Source organism: Vibrio sp. 10N.286.52.F8 (assembly GCF_041468745.1).
GTDB lineage: Bacteria > Pseudomonadota > Gammaproteobacteria > Enterobacterales > Vibrionaceae > Vibrio > Vibrio crassostreae_C.
The window spans coordinates 50,312-66,189 of record NZ_JBFRJF010000024.1; the positions used below are offsets into that span (position 1 = coordinate 50,312).

Annotated in this window: 15 protein-coding genes; 14 read left to right on the forward strand and 1 reads right to left on the reverse strand. The window is 46.6% G+C overall.

What is annotated here, in order from left to right; translation table 11 throughout:
- The first annotated feature begins 15 nt into the window (after nucleotides 1-15).
- The 12 genes from urtB to ureG all read left to right on the forward strand — a co-directional run bounded on the left by urtB (nucleotide 16) and on the right by ureG (nucleotide 10,658).
- Complete coding sequence (gene urtB / locus AB4133_RS12920) at nucleotides 16-1,644, forward strand: urea ABC transporter permease subunit UrtB (protein WP_372224688.1); 1,629 nt, start codon at nucleotides 16-18, stop codon at nucleotides 1,642-1,644.
- Between the two features lie 10 nt (nucleotides 1,645-1,654).
- Nucleotides 1,655-2,827: an urea ABC transporter permease subunit UrtC gene (gene urtC, locus AB4133_RS12925; protein WP_017062507.1), complete on the forward strand. Its 1,173-nt coding sequence runs from the start codon at nucleotides 1,655-1,657 to the stop codon at nucleotides 2,825-2,827.
- Nucleotides 2,824-3,666, forward strand: a complete 843-nt coding sequence (gene urtD, locus AB4133_RS12930; RefSeq protein ID WP_017062506.1) for an urea ABC transporter ATP-binding protein UrtD — start codon at nucleotides 2,824-2,826, stop codon at nucleotides 3,664-3,666. The genes urtC and urtD overlap by 4 nt, the downstream gene beginning before the upstream one ends.
- 1 nt (nucleotide 3,667) lies before the next feature.
- A complete protein-coding gene (gene urtE, locus AB4133_RS12935) occupies nucleotides 3,668-4,363 on the forward strand; it encodes an urea ABC transporter ATP-binding subunit UrtE (protein ID WP_017062505.1) in 696 nt (231 codons plus the stop codon).
- Entirely contained in the window at nucleotides 4,360-5,307 is a 948-nt protein-coding gene (locus AB4133_RS12940; RefSeq protein WP_372100234.1) for an urease accessory protein UreD, read from the forward strand. Before urtE ends, AB4133_RS12940 begins: the two co-directional genes overlap by 4 nt.
- A 133-nt stretch (nucleotides 5,308-5,440) precedes the next feature.
- Nucleotides 5,441-5,743: an urease subunit gamma gene (gene ureA, locus AB4133_RS12945; protein WP_004735119.1), complete on the forward strand. Its 303-nt coding sequence runs from the start codon at nucleotides 5,441-5,443 to the stop codon at nucleotides 5,741-5,743.
- Between the two features lie 11 nt (nucleotides 5,744-5,754).
- On the forward strand, nucleotides 5,755-6,090 hold the full coding sequence (locus AB4133_RS12950; protein ID WP_372050939.1) for an urease subunit beta: 336 nt from the start codon (nucleotides 5,755-5,757) through the stop codon (nucleotides 6,088-6,090).
- A gap of 40 nt (nucleotides 6,091-6,130) precedes the next feature.
- Nucleotides 6,131-7,834, forward strand: coding sequence for an urease subunit alpha (gene ureC / locus AB4133_RS12955; RefSeq protein ID WP_372050938.1), 1,704 nt, complete (start codon nucleotides 6,131-6,133; stop codon nucleotides 7,832-7,834).
- A 131-nt stretch (nucleotides 7,835-7,965) separates the two neighbouring features.
- Complete coding sequence (gene ureE / locus AB4133_RS12960; RefSeq protein WP_137002166.1) at nucleotides 7,966-8,418, forward strand: urease accessory protein UreE; 453 nt, start codon at nucleotides 7,966-7,968, stop codon at nucleotides 8,416-8,418.
- 235 nt (nucleotides 8,419-8,653) lie between these two features.
- Complete coding sequence (locus AB4133_RS12965; protein WP_017069300.1) at nucleotides 8,654-9,250, forward strand: HupE/UreJ family protein; 597 nt, start codon at nucleotides 8,654-8,656, stop codon at nucleotides 9,248-9,250.
- A gap of 42 nt (nucleotides 9,251-9,292) precedes the next feature.
- Nucleotides 9,293-9,973, forward strand: coding sequence for an urease accessory protein UreF (locus tag AB4133_RS12970; RefSeq protein WP_229647779.1), 681 nt, complete (start codon nucleotides 9,293-9,295; stop codon nucleotides 9,971-9,973).
- A 46-nt stretch (nucleotides 9,974-10,019) separates the two neighbouring features.
- A complete protein-coding gene (gene ureG, locus AB4133_RS12975) occupies nucleotides 10,020-10,658 on the forward strand; it encodes an urease accessory protein UreG (RefSeq protein WP_017062498.1) in 639 nt (212 codons plus the stop codon).
- Nucleotides 10,659-10,751: 93 nt separating this feature from the next.
- On the opposite strand, the gene xseA is transcribed toward ureG, so the two are convergent.
- Nucleotides 10,752-12,098, reverse strand: a complete 1,347-nt coding sequence (xseA, locus tag AB4133_RS12980; protein ID WP_372224690.1) for an exodeoxyribonuclease VII large subunit — start codon at nucleotides 12,096-12,098, stop codon at nucleotides 10,752-10,754.
- 244 nt (nucleotides 12,099-12,342) lie between these two features.
- On the opposite strand from xseA, the gene guaB reads away from it, so the two are divergent.
- The gene (gene guaB, locus AB4133_RS12985) at nucleotides 12,343-13,806 is read left to right on the forward strand and encodes an IMP dehydrogenase (protein ID WP_017062496.1); all 1,464 of its coding nucleotides are present in this window, start codon (nucleotides 12,343-12,345) and stop codon (nucleotides 13,804-13,806) included.
- Nucleotides 13,807-14,184: 378 nt separating this feature from the next.
- Nucleotides 14,185-15,738 carry a glutamine-hydrolyzing GMP synthase gene (gene guaA, locus AB4133_RS12990; protein ID WP_372224692.1) on the forward strand — a complete coding sequence of 518 codons (1,554 nt, stop codon included), beginning with the start codon at nucleotides 14,185-14,187 and terminating at the stop codon, nucleotides 15,736-15,738.
- The last annotated feature ends 140 nt before the right edge of the window (nucleotides 15,739-15,878 follow it).

The window sequence follows — 15,878 nt, forward strand, 5'->3', positions numbered from 1 at the left end:
GTTAAGGAAGCAGGGATGAAAAACGTATTAAACGTATTTAAAGCGCTGTTGCTCATGGCAGTCAGTGCTCAGTTGGCTTTTGCTGGAATAACGGATGAAGCTAGCTTTACCAAGGCGCTAGTTGGTAAGAAAACATCGGATAAAGAATTAGCTATCGATTGGGTGATTGAGACGCAAACGGAAGATGTGTCGAAAGCTATTTTATATGGATGGTTAAACGGCAATCTCTATTACTTCAATGATAAAAAAAACGAACATTATAAACAGCTCTATCTCATTCAAAACACCAAAACAGCCACTTCAGCTCAGTCTGTATGGGATGAATCAACTCTCAATATCGACAATGCTAAGCTGTTTAAAAAGGTGCGCGTAAACAACAAACTTCGCGGGATCTTACGGGGTGAAATTGCCTCTATTGGATTAAATAGCAGTAACCCAGATGTGCGTTATCAAGCGGTTCTCGATCTACTGGGAACTAAGGATGCCACTATCATCGATCGTTTATCCGAACTTAGAGAAAATGAGACCGATGGTAAAGTCGCTGAACTAATGGATTTGTCATTAGCTATTTTTACCTCGCTTGATAACAGTGCAACAACTGAAGCTCGAGTAACATCGATTGAACGAGTGGGCGACTTTAAGCATTCAGTCGTTCTAAAAACACTGAACCAACTACTTAACGGTGAGCAAGAACCAAGCATTTTGGCTGCAACAGAGCGTGCGATGGACGATTATCAACAAAGCCAAGCTCTGTACTCAGGTGTTGAAACCGTATTCTTTGGCTTGAGTTTAGGCTCGGTATTGGTACTGGCAGGCATTGGCTTAGCGATTACCTTTGGTGTGATGGGCGTTATCAACATGGCTCATGGCGAGCTGATCATGATTGGCGCTTACACCACCTACGTATTGCAGTTGTTGATGCCGAATCATATTGGCCTAGCGCTGATACTTTCCATTCCAGCGGCATTCATTGTTTCTGGCTTAGTGGGCATTGCGATTGAGCGAAGTGTGATTCGTCATCTTTATGGTCGCCCATTGGAAACCTTACTCGCGACCTTTGGTATTAGCTTAATCTTGCAGCAGGCTGTTCGCTCGATTTTCTCTCCTTTGAACCGCTCAGTGAGCACGCCTGAATGGATGTCTGGCGCACTTCAATTGAACCCAATGTTGTCCCTGACTTACAACCGACTTTATATCATCCTGTTCTGTGGTTTGGTATTTATGGGCTTATTAATGGTTCTGAAAAAGACACCACTAGGTTTGCAGGTTCGTGCGGTTTCTCAAAACCGTGGCATGGCTCGTGCGATGGGTATTCGTTCAGAGCGAGTTGATGCGATGACCTTCGGTTTAGGCTCTGGCGTTGCGGGTGTTGCAGGCGTGGCACTGTCTCAACTGACCAACGTTGGCCCTAATATGGGACAGGCGTACATCATCGACTCATTCATGGTGGTGGTATTCGGCGGTGTTGGCAACCTATGGGGCACGCTAGTCGCAGGCTTAAGCCTTGGTCTGTTCAATAAAATTTTAGAACCATGGGCTGGTGCGGTTCTCGCCAAGATTCTGGTACTGGTTTTCATCATTCTATTTATTCAAAAACGCCCACGCGGACTCTTCCCGCAACGTGGTCGTGCGGCTGAAGGTTAAGGACAACATCATGCAGTCAAAATCATTTGTACTTTCGGCAATGCGTGGTGACAAAGGTGGCCAACTGACCATCCTTGCCATTCTAGCGGCCGTTATTCTTATCCCACTGGCTAACACCATGTTACCAAGTGGGCACCCGCTCCATGTAGAGACTTTTACTATCTCGCTGATGGGCAAATATCTGAGCTACGCAATGTTGGCGTTGGCGCTCGATCTGGTGTGGGGCTATCTCGGAATCTTGAGCCTTGGCCACGGTGCTTTCTTTGCGCTTGGTGGTTATGCGATGGGCATGTACTTGATGCGTCAGATTGGTGACCGTGGGGTTTATGGTGATCCAGTCTTACCAGATTTCATGGTGTTCCTTGATTGGTCTGCGTTGCCGTGGTTCTGGCAGGGCTTTGACCAGTTCTGGTTTGCTTGCCTGATGGTGGTGCTAGTGCCGGGCGCATTGGCTTACTTGTTCGGTTATTTAGCTTTCCGCTCTCGTGTGTCCGGGGTGTATCTTTCTATCATGACTCAGGCATTAACTTACGCATTGATGCTGGCATTTTTCCGCAACGAAATGGGCTTTGGTGGCAACAACGGACTGACGGATTTCAAAGACATCATCGGTCTGAGTTTGCAGAGTGATGCGGTCAAGATAGGTCTGTTTGTCGCGACTGGTATTGCGCTTATTCTCAGCTACATAGCTTGTCGCATGGTGGTGACCAGTCGATTAGGTCGTGTGGCATTAGCGATTCGTGATACGGAATCACGCACTCGCTTTATGGGCTATGACGTCGATGGCATCAAGCTGTGGGTCTTCGTTCTTTCTGCGGTTATCGCCGGTATTGCCGGGGCTTTATATGTCCCTCAAGTGGGTATTATCAATCCGGGAGAATTTGCTCCTCTTAACTCGATTGAGATTGTGGTTTGGGTAGCCTTAGGCGGTCGTGCCACTCTGTTTGGTGCCATTGTCGGTGCATTGATCATCAACTACGCCAAGAGTTGGTTTACGGTTGAGTTCCCGGAGGTGTGGCTGTTTGCTCTGGGTGGACTATTCGTACTCTCAACCATGTACTTCCCACAAGGTGTGATTGGCTTTGTCAGTGAAAAGTGGCAGCAGCTGCGCAAGGCATCAAATGGGAAAAACCAAGATAAAGATAAGGATGATCAGCACAAGGCCAAGGAGGTGATCGCATGACCACATTTAATAGCGTAAAGGAATCGGTTCAGGCGTTCACTCGTCGAGACGAAGTCTTTGATTACCTCAAACCCGATATTCATCCTGCCATCGATACTCGACATAACGTGCTGTTGTATGTCGAAGGCGTCAACAAAAGCTTCGATGGTTTCCAAGCGATAAACGACCTCAACCTCTACATCAAAGAGGGAGAGCTACGCTGTATCATAGGTCCTAATGGCGCAGGTAAAACCACCATGATGGACATTATCACAGGTAAAACTAAGCCAGACACCGGCGAGGTGTGGTTGGGTTCGAACATCAACTTATTGAAGATGAACGAAGCCGAAATCGCCAATGCAGGCGTTGGGCGTAAATTCCAAAAACCGACCGTGATTGAGTGTTTAACTGTGTGGCAGAACCTTGAATTAGCCATGGCCGGTGACCGCTCAGTGTGGGCGACGTTCACCGCTGTGATGTCTGGTGAACAGAAAGACAAATTGACCTCGGTACTTGAGCTGATTCATTTAAAAGACGAAGCGGCGAATTTGGCAGGTAACCTGTCTCACGGACAAAAGCAGTGGTTAGAGATCGGCATGCTATTGATGCAAAACCCTAAGCTGTTGCTGGTGGATGAACCCGTGGCAGGTATGACTCACCAAGAAATGGATCGCACCTCTGAGTTACTTAACTCACTGGCAGGTAAGCACTCGGTTGTGGTCGTTGAACACGATATGGATTTCGTTCGTTCTATCGCCAGCCATGTCACCGTGCTTCATCAAGGTCATGTGTTGGCTGAAGGCACCATGGATCAAGTGCAGGCTCACCCTGAAGTTAAACAAGTTTATCTCGGAGAATAGGATGCTAGAGGTTAAATCAGTTAATCAATATTACGGTGAGAGCCACACGCTGTGGGATTTGGATATGCAGATCCCAGAAGGTAAATGCACGGTGCTAATGGGGCGAAATGGTGTCGGTAAAACCACCTTACTGCAATGCATTATGGGGTTGGTGAAGGTTGAAAGCGGTGACATCTCCTTATCGGGTGAGTCACTTTTGAAAACCGATGCCGAGGACCGTCCACGCCAAGGGATCGGCTATGTACCGCAAGGTCGCCAGATCTTCCCAATGCTCACTGTTCAAGAAAATCTAGAGGTCGGTTTACCGATTCGTAAAAAGGGTGACCGCAAGATCCCTGAATTCATCTTCGATATTTTCCCAGTGTTAAAAGAGATGCTACATCGTCGCGGTGGTGATTTATCGGGTGGCCAGCAGCAACAGCTAGCGATTGGGCGTGCGCTGGTGGTTAATCCAAAGCTATTGATCTTGGATGAGCCGACGGAGGGTATTCAACCCAATATTGTGCAAGAGATTGGCGACATCATTCGCATGCTCAACGAGAAAATGGGGCTCACGGTTCTGTTGGTTGAACAGAAGCTGCCGTTTGCAAGAAAGGTCGGTGACCGTTTTTGCATTATCGACCGTGGACGCCAAGTGGCAGAAGGTGAAATGACAGGGCTCGATGAGTCCTTGATAAAGGAGTACCTAACCGTATGAATTCTCTCTTTTCTCCGAATGAAGTAAGCAAGGCTTCTTTAGTAGAAGCTTTATCTTTGAATGAGACCATCGAACAAGATATTCGTGATGGTTGGCAAGCGAGTTTAAACCTCACCTTTGTCGATCGAGGTGATAAAACCGTATTAAAGAATCGTCAGCAGTCTGGTCCGCTTGCGGTGCAACGCCCCCTGTATCCTGATGGGGAAACGTGTCACACCTACTTACTCCATCCCCCCGGCGGAGTGGTAGGTGGTGACACTCTCAATATTGAAGCGACCATCGAAAGCGGTGCGCATGCGTTGATCACCACACCCGGTGCGACCAAGTTTTATCGCTCAAACAACAAGTACGCCAAGCAGAAGCAGACCCTACGAGTGAAGAAAGATGCACGCTTGGAATGGATGCCGCAAGAGAACATCTTTTTCCCGAATGCACACGTTCGTTTAGATACTGAAATTCGCCTAGAAAAGGGTGCACAGTTTTGGGGTTGGGAGATGCACTGTTTTGGACGCCCTGCACAGAATGAGGGATTCGAGCATGGTCATCTCGTTGGGAAAACAGAAATCTATCTTGATAATCAAAGGCTTCTGACTGAAGGCTTTAATTTTCATGGTGGCGATAAGTTAATGATAAATATGGGGTTACTTGATTATTCAATGATGGGAACCTTTTATATCACTTCAAATGAGAAGCAAGATTTAGAGTTGGTACAGAGCTTGCTCTTATCTATTACACAGCAAGCTTCACAGCAATCAGTTACATCAAAAATGTCGAGTGAACCCACATTAATATTGGGCGCGACTCAGATAGAAGGATTGATTGTGGTGCGAGCCTTGGGTAATTGGAGTGAAGATATCCTCCAGGCCTTTGGTCAGATATGGCAAGCAACTCGCTCTCATTTATGTGGTACGACTCCTGATTTACCAAGGATTTGGGCGACTTAGCGATTAGCCCTTTTTGTACCTAGGGTGACTTCCGACCCTAGGTGCATTTTTTCAAGCTTGCTGTGATTGAATCCCACTTACTGCTCATGCGTTTTTGAGCAATAAGAAAACAACACTAACAGCGGGCGGCTAAATGGAATTAACACCAAGAGAAAAAGATAAGCTACTTATCTTCTGCGCAGGAATGCTGGCACAGCAGCGCAAACAAAAAGGCTTAAAACTCAACTATCCCGAATCTATTGCACTGATCAGCAGTGCCATTCTAGAAGGTGCCCGTGAGGGAAAAACCGTTTCGGAACTGATGGATTTTGGACGCACACTTCTTACTGTCGATGACGTTATGGAGGGGATCCCTTCCATGATCCCTGATGTACAAGTCGAAGCCACTTTTCCTGATGGCACCAAGCTGGTGACCGTTCATGAACCTATCGTGTAGGGAGAAGTAATATGGCTGGTTCCACAAAACAATACTCAGGATTCGTTCCCGGAAAAGTAGAAACCGCACCGGGTGACATCACTCTCAATGAAGGCCGAGACACAACGTCCGTTAAGGTACAAAACATTGGCGATCGTCCTGTTCAAATTGGCTCTCATTACCATTTCTATGAAGCAAACCCTTCTTTGATCTTTGAGCGAGAAGCCACTAAAGGGTTTCGACTCAATATCCCTGCAGGTACTGCCACCCGTTTTGAACCGGGTCAGTCGCGTAGCGTCGAGTTAGTGCGTTATGCCGGTAAGTTAGAGATTTATGGCTTCCAAGGAAAGGTGATGGGCAAGCTCTAAGCGCTCCCATAGAAAGAATTAAAATAACAAAGGATTGAACATGGCGACGATATCCAAACAGGCTTATGCCGAAATGTTTGGGCCAACAGTCGGTGACCGAGTGCGTCTTGCTGACACCGATTTATGGCTAGAAGTTGAAAAGGATTACACCGTATACGGCGACGAAGTGAAATTCGGCGGCGGTAAAGTTATCCGTGATGGACAAGGGCAAAGCCAACGTCCAAGTGCCGAAACGCCGGATTTGGTGATCACCAACGCGATTGTGTTGGACTACTGGGGCATCGTAAAAGCCGATGTCGCCATCAAAGATGGTCGAGTTCAGGCATTGGGTAAAGCGGGCAACCCAGATGTTCAGCCGGGCGTTGATATTGTGATTGGTCCGGGCACGGAAATTTTAGCAGGTGAAGGTTCAATCCTGACTGCTGGTGGCATTGATTCACACATCCACTTTATTTGCCCACAACAGATTGAAGAAGCACTGGCGTCGGGTGTCACAACCATGATCGGCGGTGGCACTGGACCAAACACAGGTACTAACGCGACCACATGCACACCGGGGCCTTGGAACATGCACCGCATGCTAGAGTCACTCGATCAATTCCCGATGAACTTTGGTTTGTTAGGCAAAGGCAATGCCAGTCAGCCTGAAGCACTGCGTGAGCAAGTAGCGGCAGGCGCGGTGGGTTTGAAGTTACACGAAGACTGGGGAACCACTCCCGCTTCAATCGATACCTGTTTGAGTGTGGCTGACGAGATGGACGTACAAGTTGCGATTCATACCGACACTCTGAATGAATCTGGTTTTGTTGAATCGACACTTGGCGCAATCGGCGACCGCGTGATTCATACCTATCACACCGAAGGTGCGGGCGGTGGTCATGCTCCCGACATTATCCGTGCGGCAGGTGAACCCAACGTTCTGCCTTCTTCGACTAACCCAACACGACCTTACACGGTCAATACGGTCGATGAGCATTTAGACATGTTGATGGTGTGTCATCACCTTTCACCATCAATTGCAGAAGATGTCGCGTTTGCTGAATCTCGTATCCGCCGTGAAACCATTGCCGCAGAAGACATTCTTCATGATTTAGGTGCGTTCTCGATGATCGCCTCGGATTCTCAAGCTATGGGACGAGTAGGCGAGGTAGTAACACGTACTTGGCAAACCGCGCACAAGATGAAAGTTCAGCGCGGTAGCTTAAAAGAAGATTCAGACTACAGCGATAACTTCCGTTTAAGACGTTATGTCGCTAAGTACACCATCAACCCTGCGATCACTCATGGTATGTCTCATGAAATCGGTTCGATCGAAGCCGGGAAATTAGCTGACCTAGTTCTATGGAAGCCAGCCTTCTTTGGCGTGAAACCAAGCGTGATTTTGAAAGGCGGCATGATCGCCATGGCGCCGATGGGTGACCCAAACGCTTCAATCCCAACACCTCAGCCAGTTCACTATCGCTCGATGTTTGGTAGCTATGGCAAGGCGTGTCAGAACACATCGATGTTGTTTGTCTCTAAAGAAGCCAAAGCGCAGAACATCGATAAGCAATTGGGTTTGCAGAGTTTGATTGGTGTAGTGAGCAACTGCCGAAATATCAGTAAAGCCGACATGAAGCTCAATGATTGGATGCCAAAAATTGAGGTGGATTCTCAGACGTATCAAGTACGCGCCGATGGGGAACTGCTGACATGTGAGCCTGCAGAAGAGCTGCCAATGGCTCAGAGATATTTTTTATTCTAATAGCTCGGCAGAAGGCTTTTATTTTAGCGCTGAGCTGAAGGCTCTTGTTCTAGCTCTTAGCTAAGGGCTTTTAGGCTGAAGGCTCCTAATTTAAACGTTATAAATCTCACAAGGAGATTGAGGTAATAGCAATGATTGAACTGACTCAACTGAATACTCAAATGCAAAATGCACCGGATGGCTACTTAAGCCTGCCGATCGATAGCCGAATCAAAAGCCGTCTTAAGGTGATGTTAGATGACGGACGTAATGCCGGCCTGTTTCTACCGCGAGGTCATATCTTGCGTGGTGGCGAACAACTGTCGAGTGAATGTGGCTTGGTAGTGGAAGTGAAAGCGGCACCAGAAACCGTTTCGACTGTTTACTGTGAAGACTTGCTCCTGTTAACGCGAGTGGCGTATCACCTTGGTAACCGTCATGTTCCGCTGCAAGTGGAAGCGGGTTGGGTTCGTTATCAACACGACCATGTTTTAGATGAAATGGTTGAAGGTTTGGGCGCGATAGTGACGACCGAAAAACAACCGTTTGAACCAGAAGGCGGTGCTTATGGCGGTCGCTCTGGTGGACATCATCACCATCATTAATCGAGTCATTGATGACTCACTAAACGATTTATATAACAACGATATTAATAACAATAATACCAATCACAGTAAGTAAGTGATCAACAATAGCGCAGAAAAAAGGCTTGAGAACAAGGCATAATTTTTCGATAAGTAGTTATTCTACAATCAAAAATTATAACGCAGTTATCGAGCATTTTAGCAAGCTAGGGTGAGCAATTATTTACTACGATTGGTATAAAGCAAGGAACTCGCGATGAACTTTAAAACAGCTGCTGGCTTATGTACTTTCACAATAGCTTCTCTAACAACATCAACATTGGCTTTCGCTCACCCAGGACATGGAGCGCACTCAGTTCATGAGTCTCACTCATTTATGTCTGGCTTAACTCACCCTGTGACAGGTATGGATCACCTGATCATGTTGATCGCTTTTGGTCTGTTAATTGGCGCACTTTTATTCTCCACCAAGACAAAAGCCGCTCTGATTGGCGGCGGATTGGTGTCTTTGGTGGTAGGGCTTATCGCAGGCCAAGCCCTAGGCTTCTCTGTGATTGTTGAACCAGCAATCATCGCTTCTCTATTCGTTGTCAGCTTATGTTTATGGCACGTGTTCTCACCATCGACTAAGCGAGTGAACAGTGTATTAGCGGCTTCGATTGGCATGTTGTTTTTCCATGGTTATGCGCATGGCGTTGAAGCGGCAAGTAACCTAACTCAGTTTGCAACTGGCATGAGCATCACTGCTTTGGCTTTGATGGTTATCGGTGCTTTTGTTGGCCGCGCGGTTTACTCAAAATGGATGTCGGTTGGTGTGGCTTCAGCAAGCGCACTATTACTGTTAGGCGCGTAAGCTCTCGAACTTATTTGATTCTAGAAGACTGAGGGCACGGTTATGACCACAACAGAAAATGTCGCCATCTATCGCCTGTTTCAATTGATCAGTCCGTCATTGCCGATTGGTGGGTTCACTTACTCGCAGGGTTTAGAGTTAGCGGTTGAAGCGGGTTGGGTGACCGATCGCAACAGCATGGAACAGTGGCTCAACACCATCGTCAACTCCAGTGTCGCGACCTTGGAATTGCCTATATTAGAGCGTCTTTACCACGCTCTAGAAAAGGGTGAACTCGATGAGATTGAGCACTGGTGTAATTACCTGTACTCAAGCCGTGAAACCAGTGAATTGCGAGCGGAAGAAAAGCAGCGTGGGCATGCATTGAACACCTTGTTGAAGCGCTTGGATATCGATATTTCGCTGGTGGATTCTGTTGATAGTCATCCAAACCAATTGTTGGGCATGTGTATGGCGGCTCAGCATTGGGGTATTGATTTAGAGAGCCTCAAGCAGGGTTATTTATGGAGTTGGCTTGAAAACATCGTTACCGCAGGGGTCAAGTTAGTGCCTTTAGGTCAAACCGATGGTCAGTTGGCATTGATTAATATCACCAACACCTTTCCTGAGGTGATCGAAAAGGCCCGCACGATAGAAGATTGGATGATAGGCAGCTTTTCGCCTTCGATGGCATTAGCGAGTTCATTGCACGAAACACAATACACACGACTATTTCGTTCGTAGCGGTTAGCGCGAACGATGTAGCAAAAAGAATATAAGGAAGTAGACAATGGAAAGTTATAAGCAACCACTTCGAATTGGTATTGGCGGCCCGGTAGGGTCTGGTAAAACAGCGCTATTAGAAGTGCTTTGTAAAGCGATTCGCGACAAGCTCAATATCGCAGTGGTAACCAACGACATCTACACTCAAGAAGATGCCAAGATACTTACGCGAGCAGAGGCTCTAGAACCAGATCGTATTATTGGTGTTGAAACGGGTGGCTGTCCGCACACGGCGATCCGTGAAGATGCGTCGATGAACTTAGCTGCGGTAGAAGAGCTTGCCAAGCTGCATAAGAACCTCGATGTGGTATTCGTCGAAAGTGGCGGTGATAACTTGAGTGCGACGTTCAGCCCTGAATTAGCCGATCTTACCATCTACGTGATTGATGTAGCGGAAGGGGAGAAGATCCCACGTAAAGGCGGACCGGGTATTACGCGTTCTGATCTGCTGGTTATCAATAAGATCGATTTAGCACCATATGTGGGTGCGTCACTTGAGGTGATGGAGCAAGACACACAACGCATGCGTCCAACCAAGCCATACGTGTTCACCAACCTCAAAGAGAGCCAAGGGCTAGACTTCATCATCAACTTTATTGTGACTGAAGGGATGCTAACCATGAAGGAGCCTTCTACTACTGAGTAGGGTTGGAATAGGTTAGTTTTTTGAAAGCGTTAGATACTAAAAAGCCCTGTCGATTATCGATAGGGCTTTCTGGTTTGAAACGTTAGGTCGAACTTAAAGCTCGCTCTTAGTCACTCTTGTGGTCACTTGCGACTCAATCACACCGTCTTCAACTTGAGTGGTGATCACTTCACCGACTTCGACATCGTTAATCGATGATACCGTCTTGCTCGATTCTGAATGAGTAATGCTGTAGCCACGCTTTAGGGTTGCCAGTGGACTAACGGTCTCTAACTTCTCTGCAGCCATAGCGAGCTGGTGGCGAGTGGTTAGTAATGTCTTGTCCATTGCATCCAATAGCTTTTGCTCTGAACGTTGCAGATGCAGTTTCTGTTCGCCAAGGCGTTTCACTGGCGAGTTCAATTGAAGCTGGTGCTGTTTACGTTCAACACGCTGTGCATGCTGTTTTAGGTATTGAGTCATACCACGACGCAAACGCATATCTAGGTCATCAAGCTGCTGACTCTGCTTTTGAAGTTGGTAGCTAGGGTGTTGCTTCTCTAAGCGGTATTTCAACGTTTGAGTGGATTGCGCCTGTTTGATTAACACATGACGAATCGCACTGACTAAGCGAGCACGTTTAGACGCGAAAGCTTGTTCTTTATGACTGTTATCACGGCTAACCAATTCTGCGGCAGCTGATGGCGTTGGGGCACGCATATCGGCAACGAAATCAGCGATAGTGACATCCACTTCGTGGCCAACGGCGCTGATAATCGGGATTTGGCTTGCTGCGATTGTGCGAGCTACGATCTCGTTATTGAAGCACCATAGGTCTTCCAGTGAGCCGCCACCACGGCCGACGATTAACACATCACATTCATTGCGTTCGTTAGCGCGTCCAATCGCTTGGGCAATCTGAATCGCCGCCTCTTCGCCTTGAACCATGGTCGGGTAAACCACAACCGGTAGCGAAGGATCGCGTCTTTTCAGTACATCAAGAATATCAAACAGCGCAGCGCCCGTTTTTGAGGTGATAACGCCAACGCGCTTTGGGTGTTCAGGAAGTGGTTGCTTACTCGATTGAGCAAACAGGCCTTCTGCGGCAAGGCTCATCTTCAGTTTTTCAAACTCTTGCTGAAGCTTACCGTCACCCTCTGGCTGCATGCTTTCGATGATCAGTTGGTAGTCACCGCGTGGCTCGTAAAGAGATAGGCGAGCTTTGACTAAAACTTGATTGCCGTTCTGAGGCTTAAAGGTCACACGGCGGTTATTGCCACGAAACATGGCGCATTTAACTTGAGCGCGAGAGTCTTTTAGCGTGAGGTACCAGTGACCAGAGACAGGTGCAGAGAAGTTTGAGATTTCACCAACGAGCCAGACTATTCCCATTTCGTTTTCTAATAGGAGACGAACCTCTGAGTTGAGGCGAGAAACAGTAAAGATGTTTGGATTAGTCATAGAAGCACTATCTTTCCTTGAAGGAAGGTCTTTCTTGGAATCTCACAGGGCGTGAGTATGGAAGATAGCGGCAATATAATACATAGCAAGGGGGTAAATGCAAATTAAAAATACAAAAATGTGTAGCCAAGCGATTTCGCCGTGCGTATAATCCGTCTGCAATATCAAATCCAAATCACTTTATTATGCGAAACGATAAAGTTGGGTTTACTCCTTTTAACACCTTTGTTGTGAGATATTGCAAATGCTACGAATCGCAAAAGAAGCTTTAACTTTTGATGACGTTTTACTCGTCCCAGCACACTCAACCGTTCTTCCGAACACAGCTGATCTTCGCACTCAGTTAACGAAAAACATTTCTTTAAACATCCCAATGATCTCTGCATCGATGGATACTGTTACGGAAGCACGCCTAGCAATTGCCCTTGCGCAAGAAGGTGGTATTGGCTTTATTCATAAGAATATGTCAATCGAGCAGCAAGCTGAAATGGTTCGCCAGGTTAAAATTTACGAAGCTGGTGTGGTTTCTCACCCAGTAACTGTAAGCCCTGACGCGACAATCGCTGATGTTGTAGCCCTTACTCAAAAACACGGCTTCGCCGGTTTCCCTGTTGTTACTGAAACAAACGAATTGGTTGGTATCATTACTGGCCGTGACGTTCGCTTTGTTACTGACCTTTCTAAGAAAGTTGATGTAGTAATGACGCCTAAAGCTCGCCTTGCTTCTGTTAAAGAAGGTGCAACTCGTGAAGAAGTTCAAGAGAAAATGCACGAAGCGCGTGTTGAAAAAGTTCTTGTTGTAAATGATGACTTCCAACTGACTGGAATGATCACTGCAAAAGATTTCCACAAAGCAGAACGTAAACCAAACGCATGTAAAGATGAGCGCGGCAGCCTACGTGTAGGTGCAGCTGTTGGTGCTGGTGCTGGTAACGAAGAGCGTGTTGCTGCTCTAGTTGAAGCTGGCGTAGACGTTCTACTTATCGACTCTTCACACGGTCACTCTGAAGGCGTACTTAACCGTATCCGCGAAACTCGCGCTGCATACCCTGATCTACAAATCATCGGTGGTAACGTAGCAACTGGTGCTGGCGCACGTGCTCTTATCGAAGCGGGTGTTAGTGCAGTTAAAGTTGGTATCGGCCCAGGTTCAATCTGTACGACTCGTATCGTTACTGGTGTTGGTGTTCCTCAAGTAACAGCAATCGCAGACGCAGCGGAAGTTGCAAACGAATACGGTATTCCAGTAATCGCAGATGGCGGTATCCGCTTCTCTGGCGATATCTGTAAAGCTATCGTTGCTGGCGCATCTTGTGTGATGGTTGGTTCAATGTTCGCTGGTACTGAAGAAGCACCGGGTGAAGTTATCCTTTACAACGGTCGTTCTTACAAGTCTTACCGTGGTATGGGTTCTCTTGGCGCTATGTCTCAAGGCTCTTCTGACCGTTACTTCCAATCTGACAACGCTGCAGACAAGCTTGTTCCAGAAGGTATTGAAGGTCGTATCGCATACAAAGGTCGTCTAAAAGAGATCGTTCACCAACAGATGGGCGGTCTACGCTCAAGCATGGGCCTAACGGGTTCTGCAACTGTTGAAGACATGCGTACTAAAGCTGAGTTTGTTCGTATCTCTGGTGCGGGCATGAAAGAATCTCACGTACACGATGTTCAAATCACGAAAGAAGCACCTAACTACCGTTTAGGTTAATAATACGTCCAAACGTTTGAATAATGTGCTGATTTAGTCGGCACATTAATATACCAATCGTAGTAAATAACTGGTCATCCTAGCTTGTTAAAAACCTCGATAACTTCGTTAGAATTTTTGATTGTAGAATAACTACTTATCAGAACTCTTTGTCGAATAGAGCAGCCTTGTTCTCAGGCTTTTTTCCTACGCTATTCCTGAACACTTACTTACTGTGATTGGTATTATATCTACCGCCTGTTTTGTTAAAAGTCCGATTTTCTCAAAACACGTGGTTAAAGATATCTAACGAAAACGTTTGCTTTATTTCTTGAAGAGTTAATCAGAGGTGAGTAAACTCTCCTCCGTTTTATCACATAGCCAATAAGACTGCTTACAATGACTAAAAATATTCATGACCAACGTATTCTAATTCTGGACTTCGGTTCTCAATACACACAGCTAGTAGCTCGTCGTATTCGTGAGATCGGTGTTTACTGTGAACTTTGGAGCTGGGACGTAGAAGAAGCGGATATTCGTGAATTCAATCCAGACGGTATCATCCTATCTGGTGGCCCTGAAAGTGTAACGGAAGAGAACTCTCCACGTGCACCTCAGTACGTATTTGATTCAGGTGTTCCTGTATTCGGTATCTGCTACGGCATGCAAACTATGGCTGAGCAACTTGGCGGTAAAGTAGCAACGTCTACTGAACGCGAGTTCGGCTACGCTGCTGTACAAGTAACTGGTGAATCTGCACTTTTCGCTGACCTTGAGTCTACTCAAGATGTTTGGATGAGCCACGGCGACAAAGTAGTTGAGATTCCAGCTGATTTCACAAAGATCGCTGAAACAGACACTTGCCCATACGCTGCAATGGCAAACGAAGAGAAGAAGTACTTCGGTGTTCAATTCCACCCAGAAGTAACACACACTAAAAACGGCCTGAAAATGCTTGAGAACTTCGTTCTTAACGTATGTGGTTGTGAAGGTCTGTGGACTTCAGCTTCAATCATTGAAGATGCAGTTGCACGTATTAAAGAACAAGTAGGTGACGACGAAGTTATCCTTGGTCTTTCTGGTGGTGTTGATTCATCTGTAGTTGCGATGCTTGCTCACCGCGCTATCGGCGACAAACTAACATGTGTATTTGTTGATAACGGCCTTCTTCGTCTAAACGAAGCTGAGCAAGTTATGGATATGTTTGGTGACCAGTTCGGCCTAAACATCATCAAAGTCGATGCAGAAGATCGTTTCCTTAAAGCTCTGGAAGGCGAAGCTGAACCAGAAGCTAAGCGTAAAATCATCGGTCACGTATTCGTAGATATCTTCGATGAAGAGTCTAAGAAACTATCTAATGCTAAATGGCTTGCTCAGGGTACTATCTACCCAGACGTAATCGAGTCTGCAGCATCTAAGACAGGTAAAGCACACGTAATCAAATCTCACCACAACGTTGGTGGCCTTCCTGATGATATGGAAATGGGTCTTGTTGAACCTCTACGTGAGCTGTTTAAAGATGAAGTACGTAAGATCGGCCTTGAGCTTGGTCTTCCATACAACATGCTTTACCGCCACCCATTCCCGGGTCCTGGTCTAGGTGTTCGTGTACTTGGCGAAGTGAAGAAAGAGTACTGTGATCTACTGCGTCGCGCAGATGCTATTTTCATTGAAGAGCTTCACGCTGCTGACCTTTACCACAAAGTATCTCAAGCATTCACGGTATTCCTACCAGTACGTTCAGTTGGCGTAATGGGCGATGGCCGTAAGTACGATTGGGTTGTATCTCTACGTGCCGTAGAAACTATCGACTTCATGACTGCTCACTGGGCAAACCTACCATACGACTTCCTAGGTAAGGTTTCTAACCGTATTATCAACGAAGTTAACGGCATTTCACGTGTTGTTTACGATATTTCTGGTAAGCCACCAGCAACTATCGAGTGGGAATAATCTCTTAGAGATTTAACCAGCTTTGATTAAGATCTTAAGCCTCGAACTCAGTTCGGGGCTTTTTTCTTTTCGATTGATTATATTGATTCATTACATTAAAGGCTTATGAGCAATACCTCGAAATCAAATGAACAATAACT

What these genes read in the sequence shown, in the direction of transcription:
- guaA (WP_372224692.1), top strand. Translation starts at nt 14,185, where the DNA reads ATGACTAAAAATATTCATGACCAACGTATTCTAATTCTGGACTTCGGT.
- urtE (WP_017062505.1), top strand. Translation starts at nt 3,668, where the DNA reads ATGCTAGAGGTTAAATCAGTTAATCAATATTACGGTGAGAGCCACACG.
- urtC (WP_017062507.1), top strand. Translation starts at nt 1,655, where the DNA reads ATGCAGTCAAAATCATTTGTACTTTCGGCAATGCGTGGTGACAAAGGT.
- ureG (WP_017062498.1), top strand. Translation starts at nt 10,020, where the DNA reads ATGGAAAGTTATAAGCAACCACTTCGAATTGGTATTGGCGGCCCGGTA.
- AB4133_RS12970 (WP_229647779.1), top strand. Translation starts at nt 9,293, where the DNA reads ATGACCACAACAGAAAATGTCGCCATCTATCGCCTGTTTCAATTGATC.
- AB4133_RS12940 (WP_372100234.1), top strand. Translation starts at nt 4,360, where the DNA reads ATGAATTCTCTCTTTTCTCCGAATGAAGTAAGCAAGGCTTCTTTAGTA.
- ureA (WP_004735119.1), top strand. Translation starts at nt 5,441, where the DNA reads ATGGAATTAACACCAAGAGAAAAAGATAAGCTACTTATCTTCTGCGCA.
- AB4133_RS12965 (WP_017069300.1), top strand. Translation starts at nt 8,654, where the DNA reads ATGAACTTTAAAACAGCTGCTGGCTTATGTACTTTCACAATAGCTTCT.
- urtB (WP_372224688.1), top strand. Translation starts at nt 16, where the DNA reads ATGAAAAACGTATTAAACGTATTTAAAGCGCTGTTGCTCATGGCAGTC.
- ureE (WP_137002166.1), top strand. Translation starts at nt 7,966, where the DNA reads ATGATTGAACTGACTCAACTGAATACTCAAATGCAAAATGCACCGGAT.
- ureC (WP_372050938.1), top strand. Translation starts at nt 6,131, where the DNA reads ATGGCGACGATATCCAAACAGGCTTATGCCGAAATGTTTGGGCCAACA.
- AB4133_RS12950 (WP_372050939.1), top strand. Translation starts at nt 5,755, where the DNA reads ATGGCTGGTTCCACAAAACAATACTCAGGATTCGTTCCCGGAAAAGTA.
- guaB (WP_017062496.1), top strand. Translation starts at nt 12,343, where the DNA reads ATGCTACGAATCGCAAAAGAAGCTTTAACTTTTGATGACGTTTTACTC.
- xseA (WP_372224690.1), bottom strand. Translation starts at nt 12,098, where the DNA reads ATGACTAATCCAAACATCTTTACTGTTTCTCGCCTCAACTCAGAGGTT.
- urtD (WP_017062506.1), top strand. Translation starts at nt 2,824, where the DNA reads ATGACCACATTTAATAGCGTAAAGGAATCGGTTCAGGCGTTCACTCGT.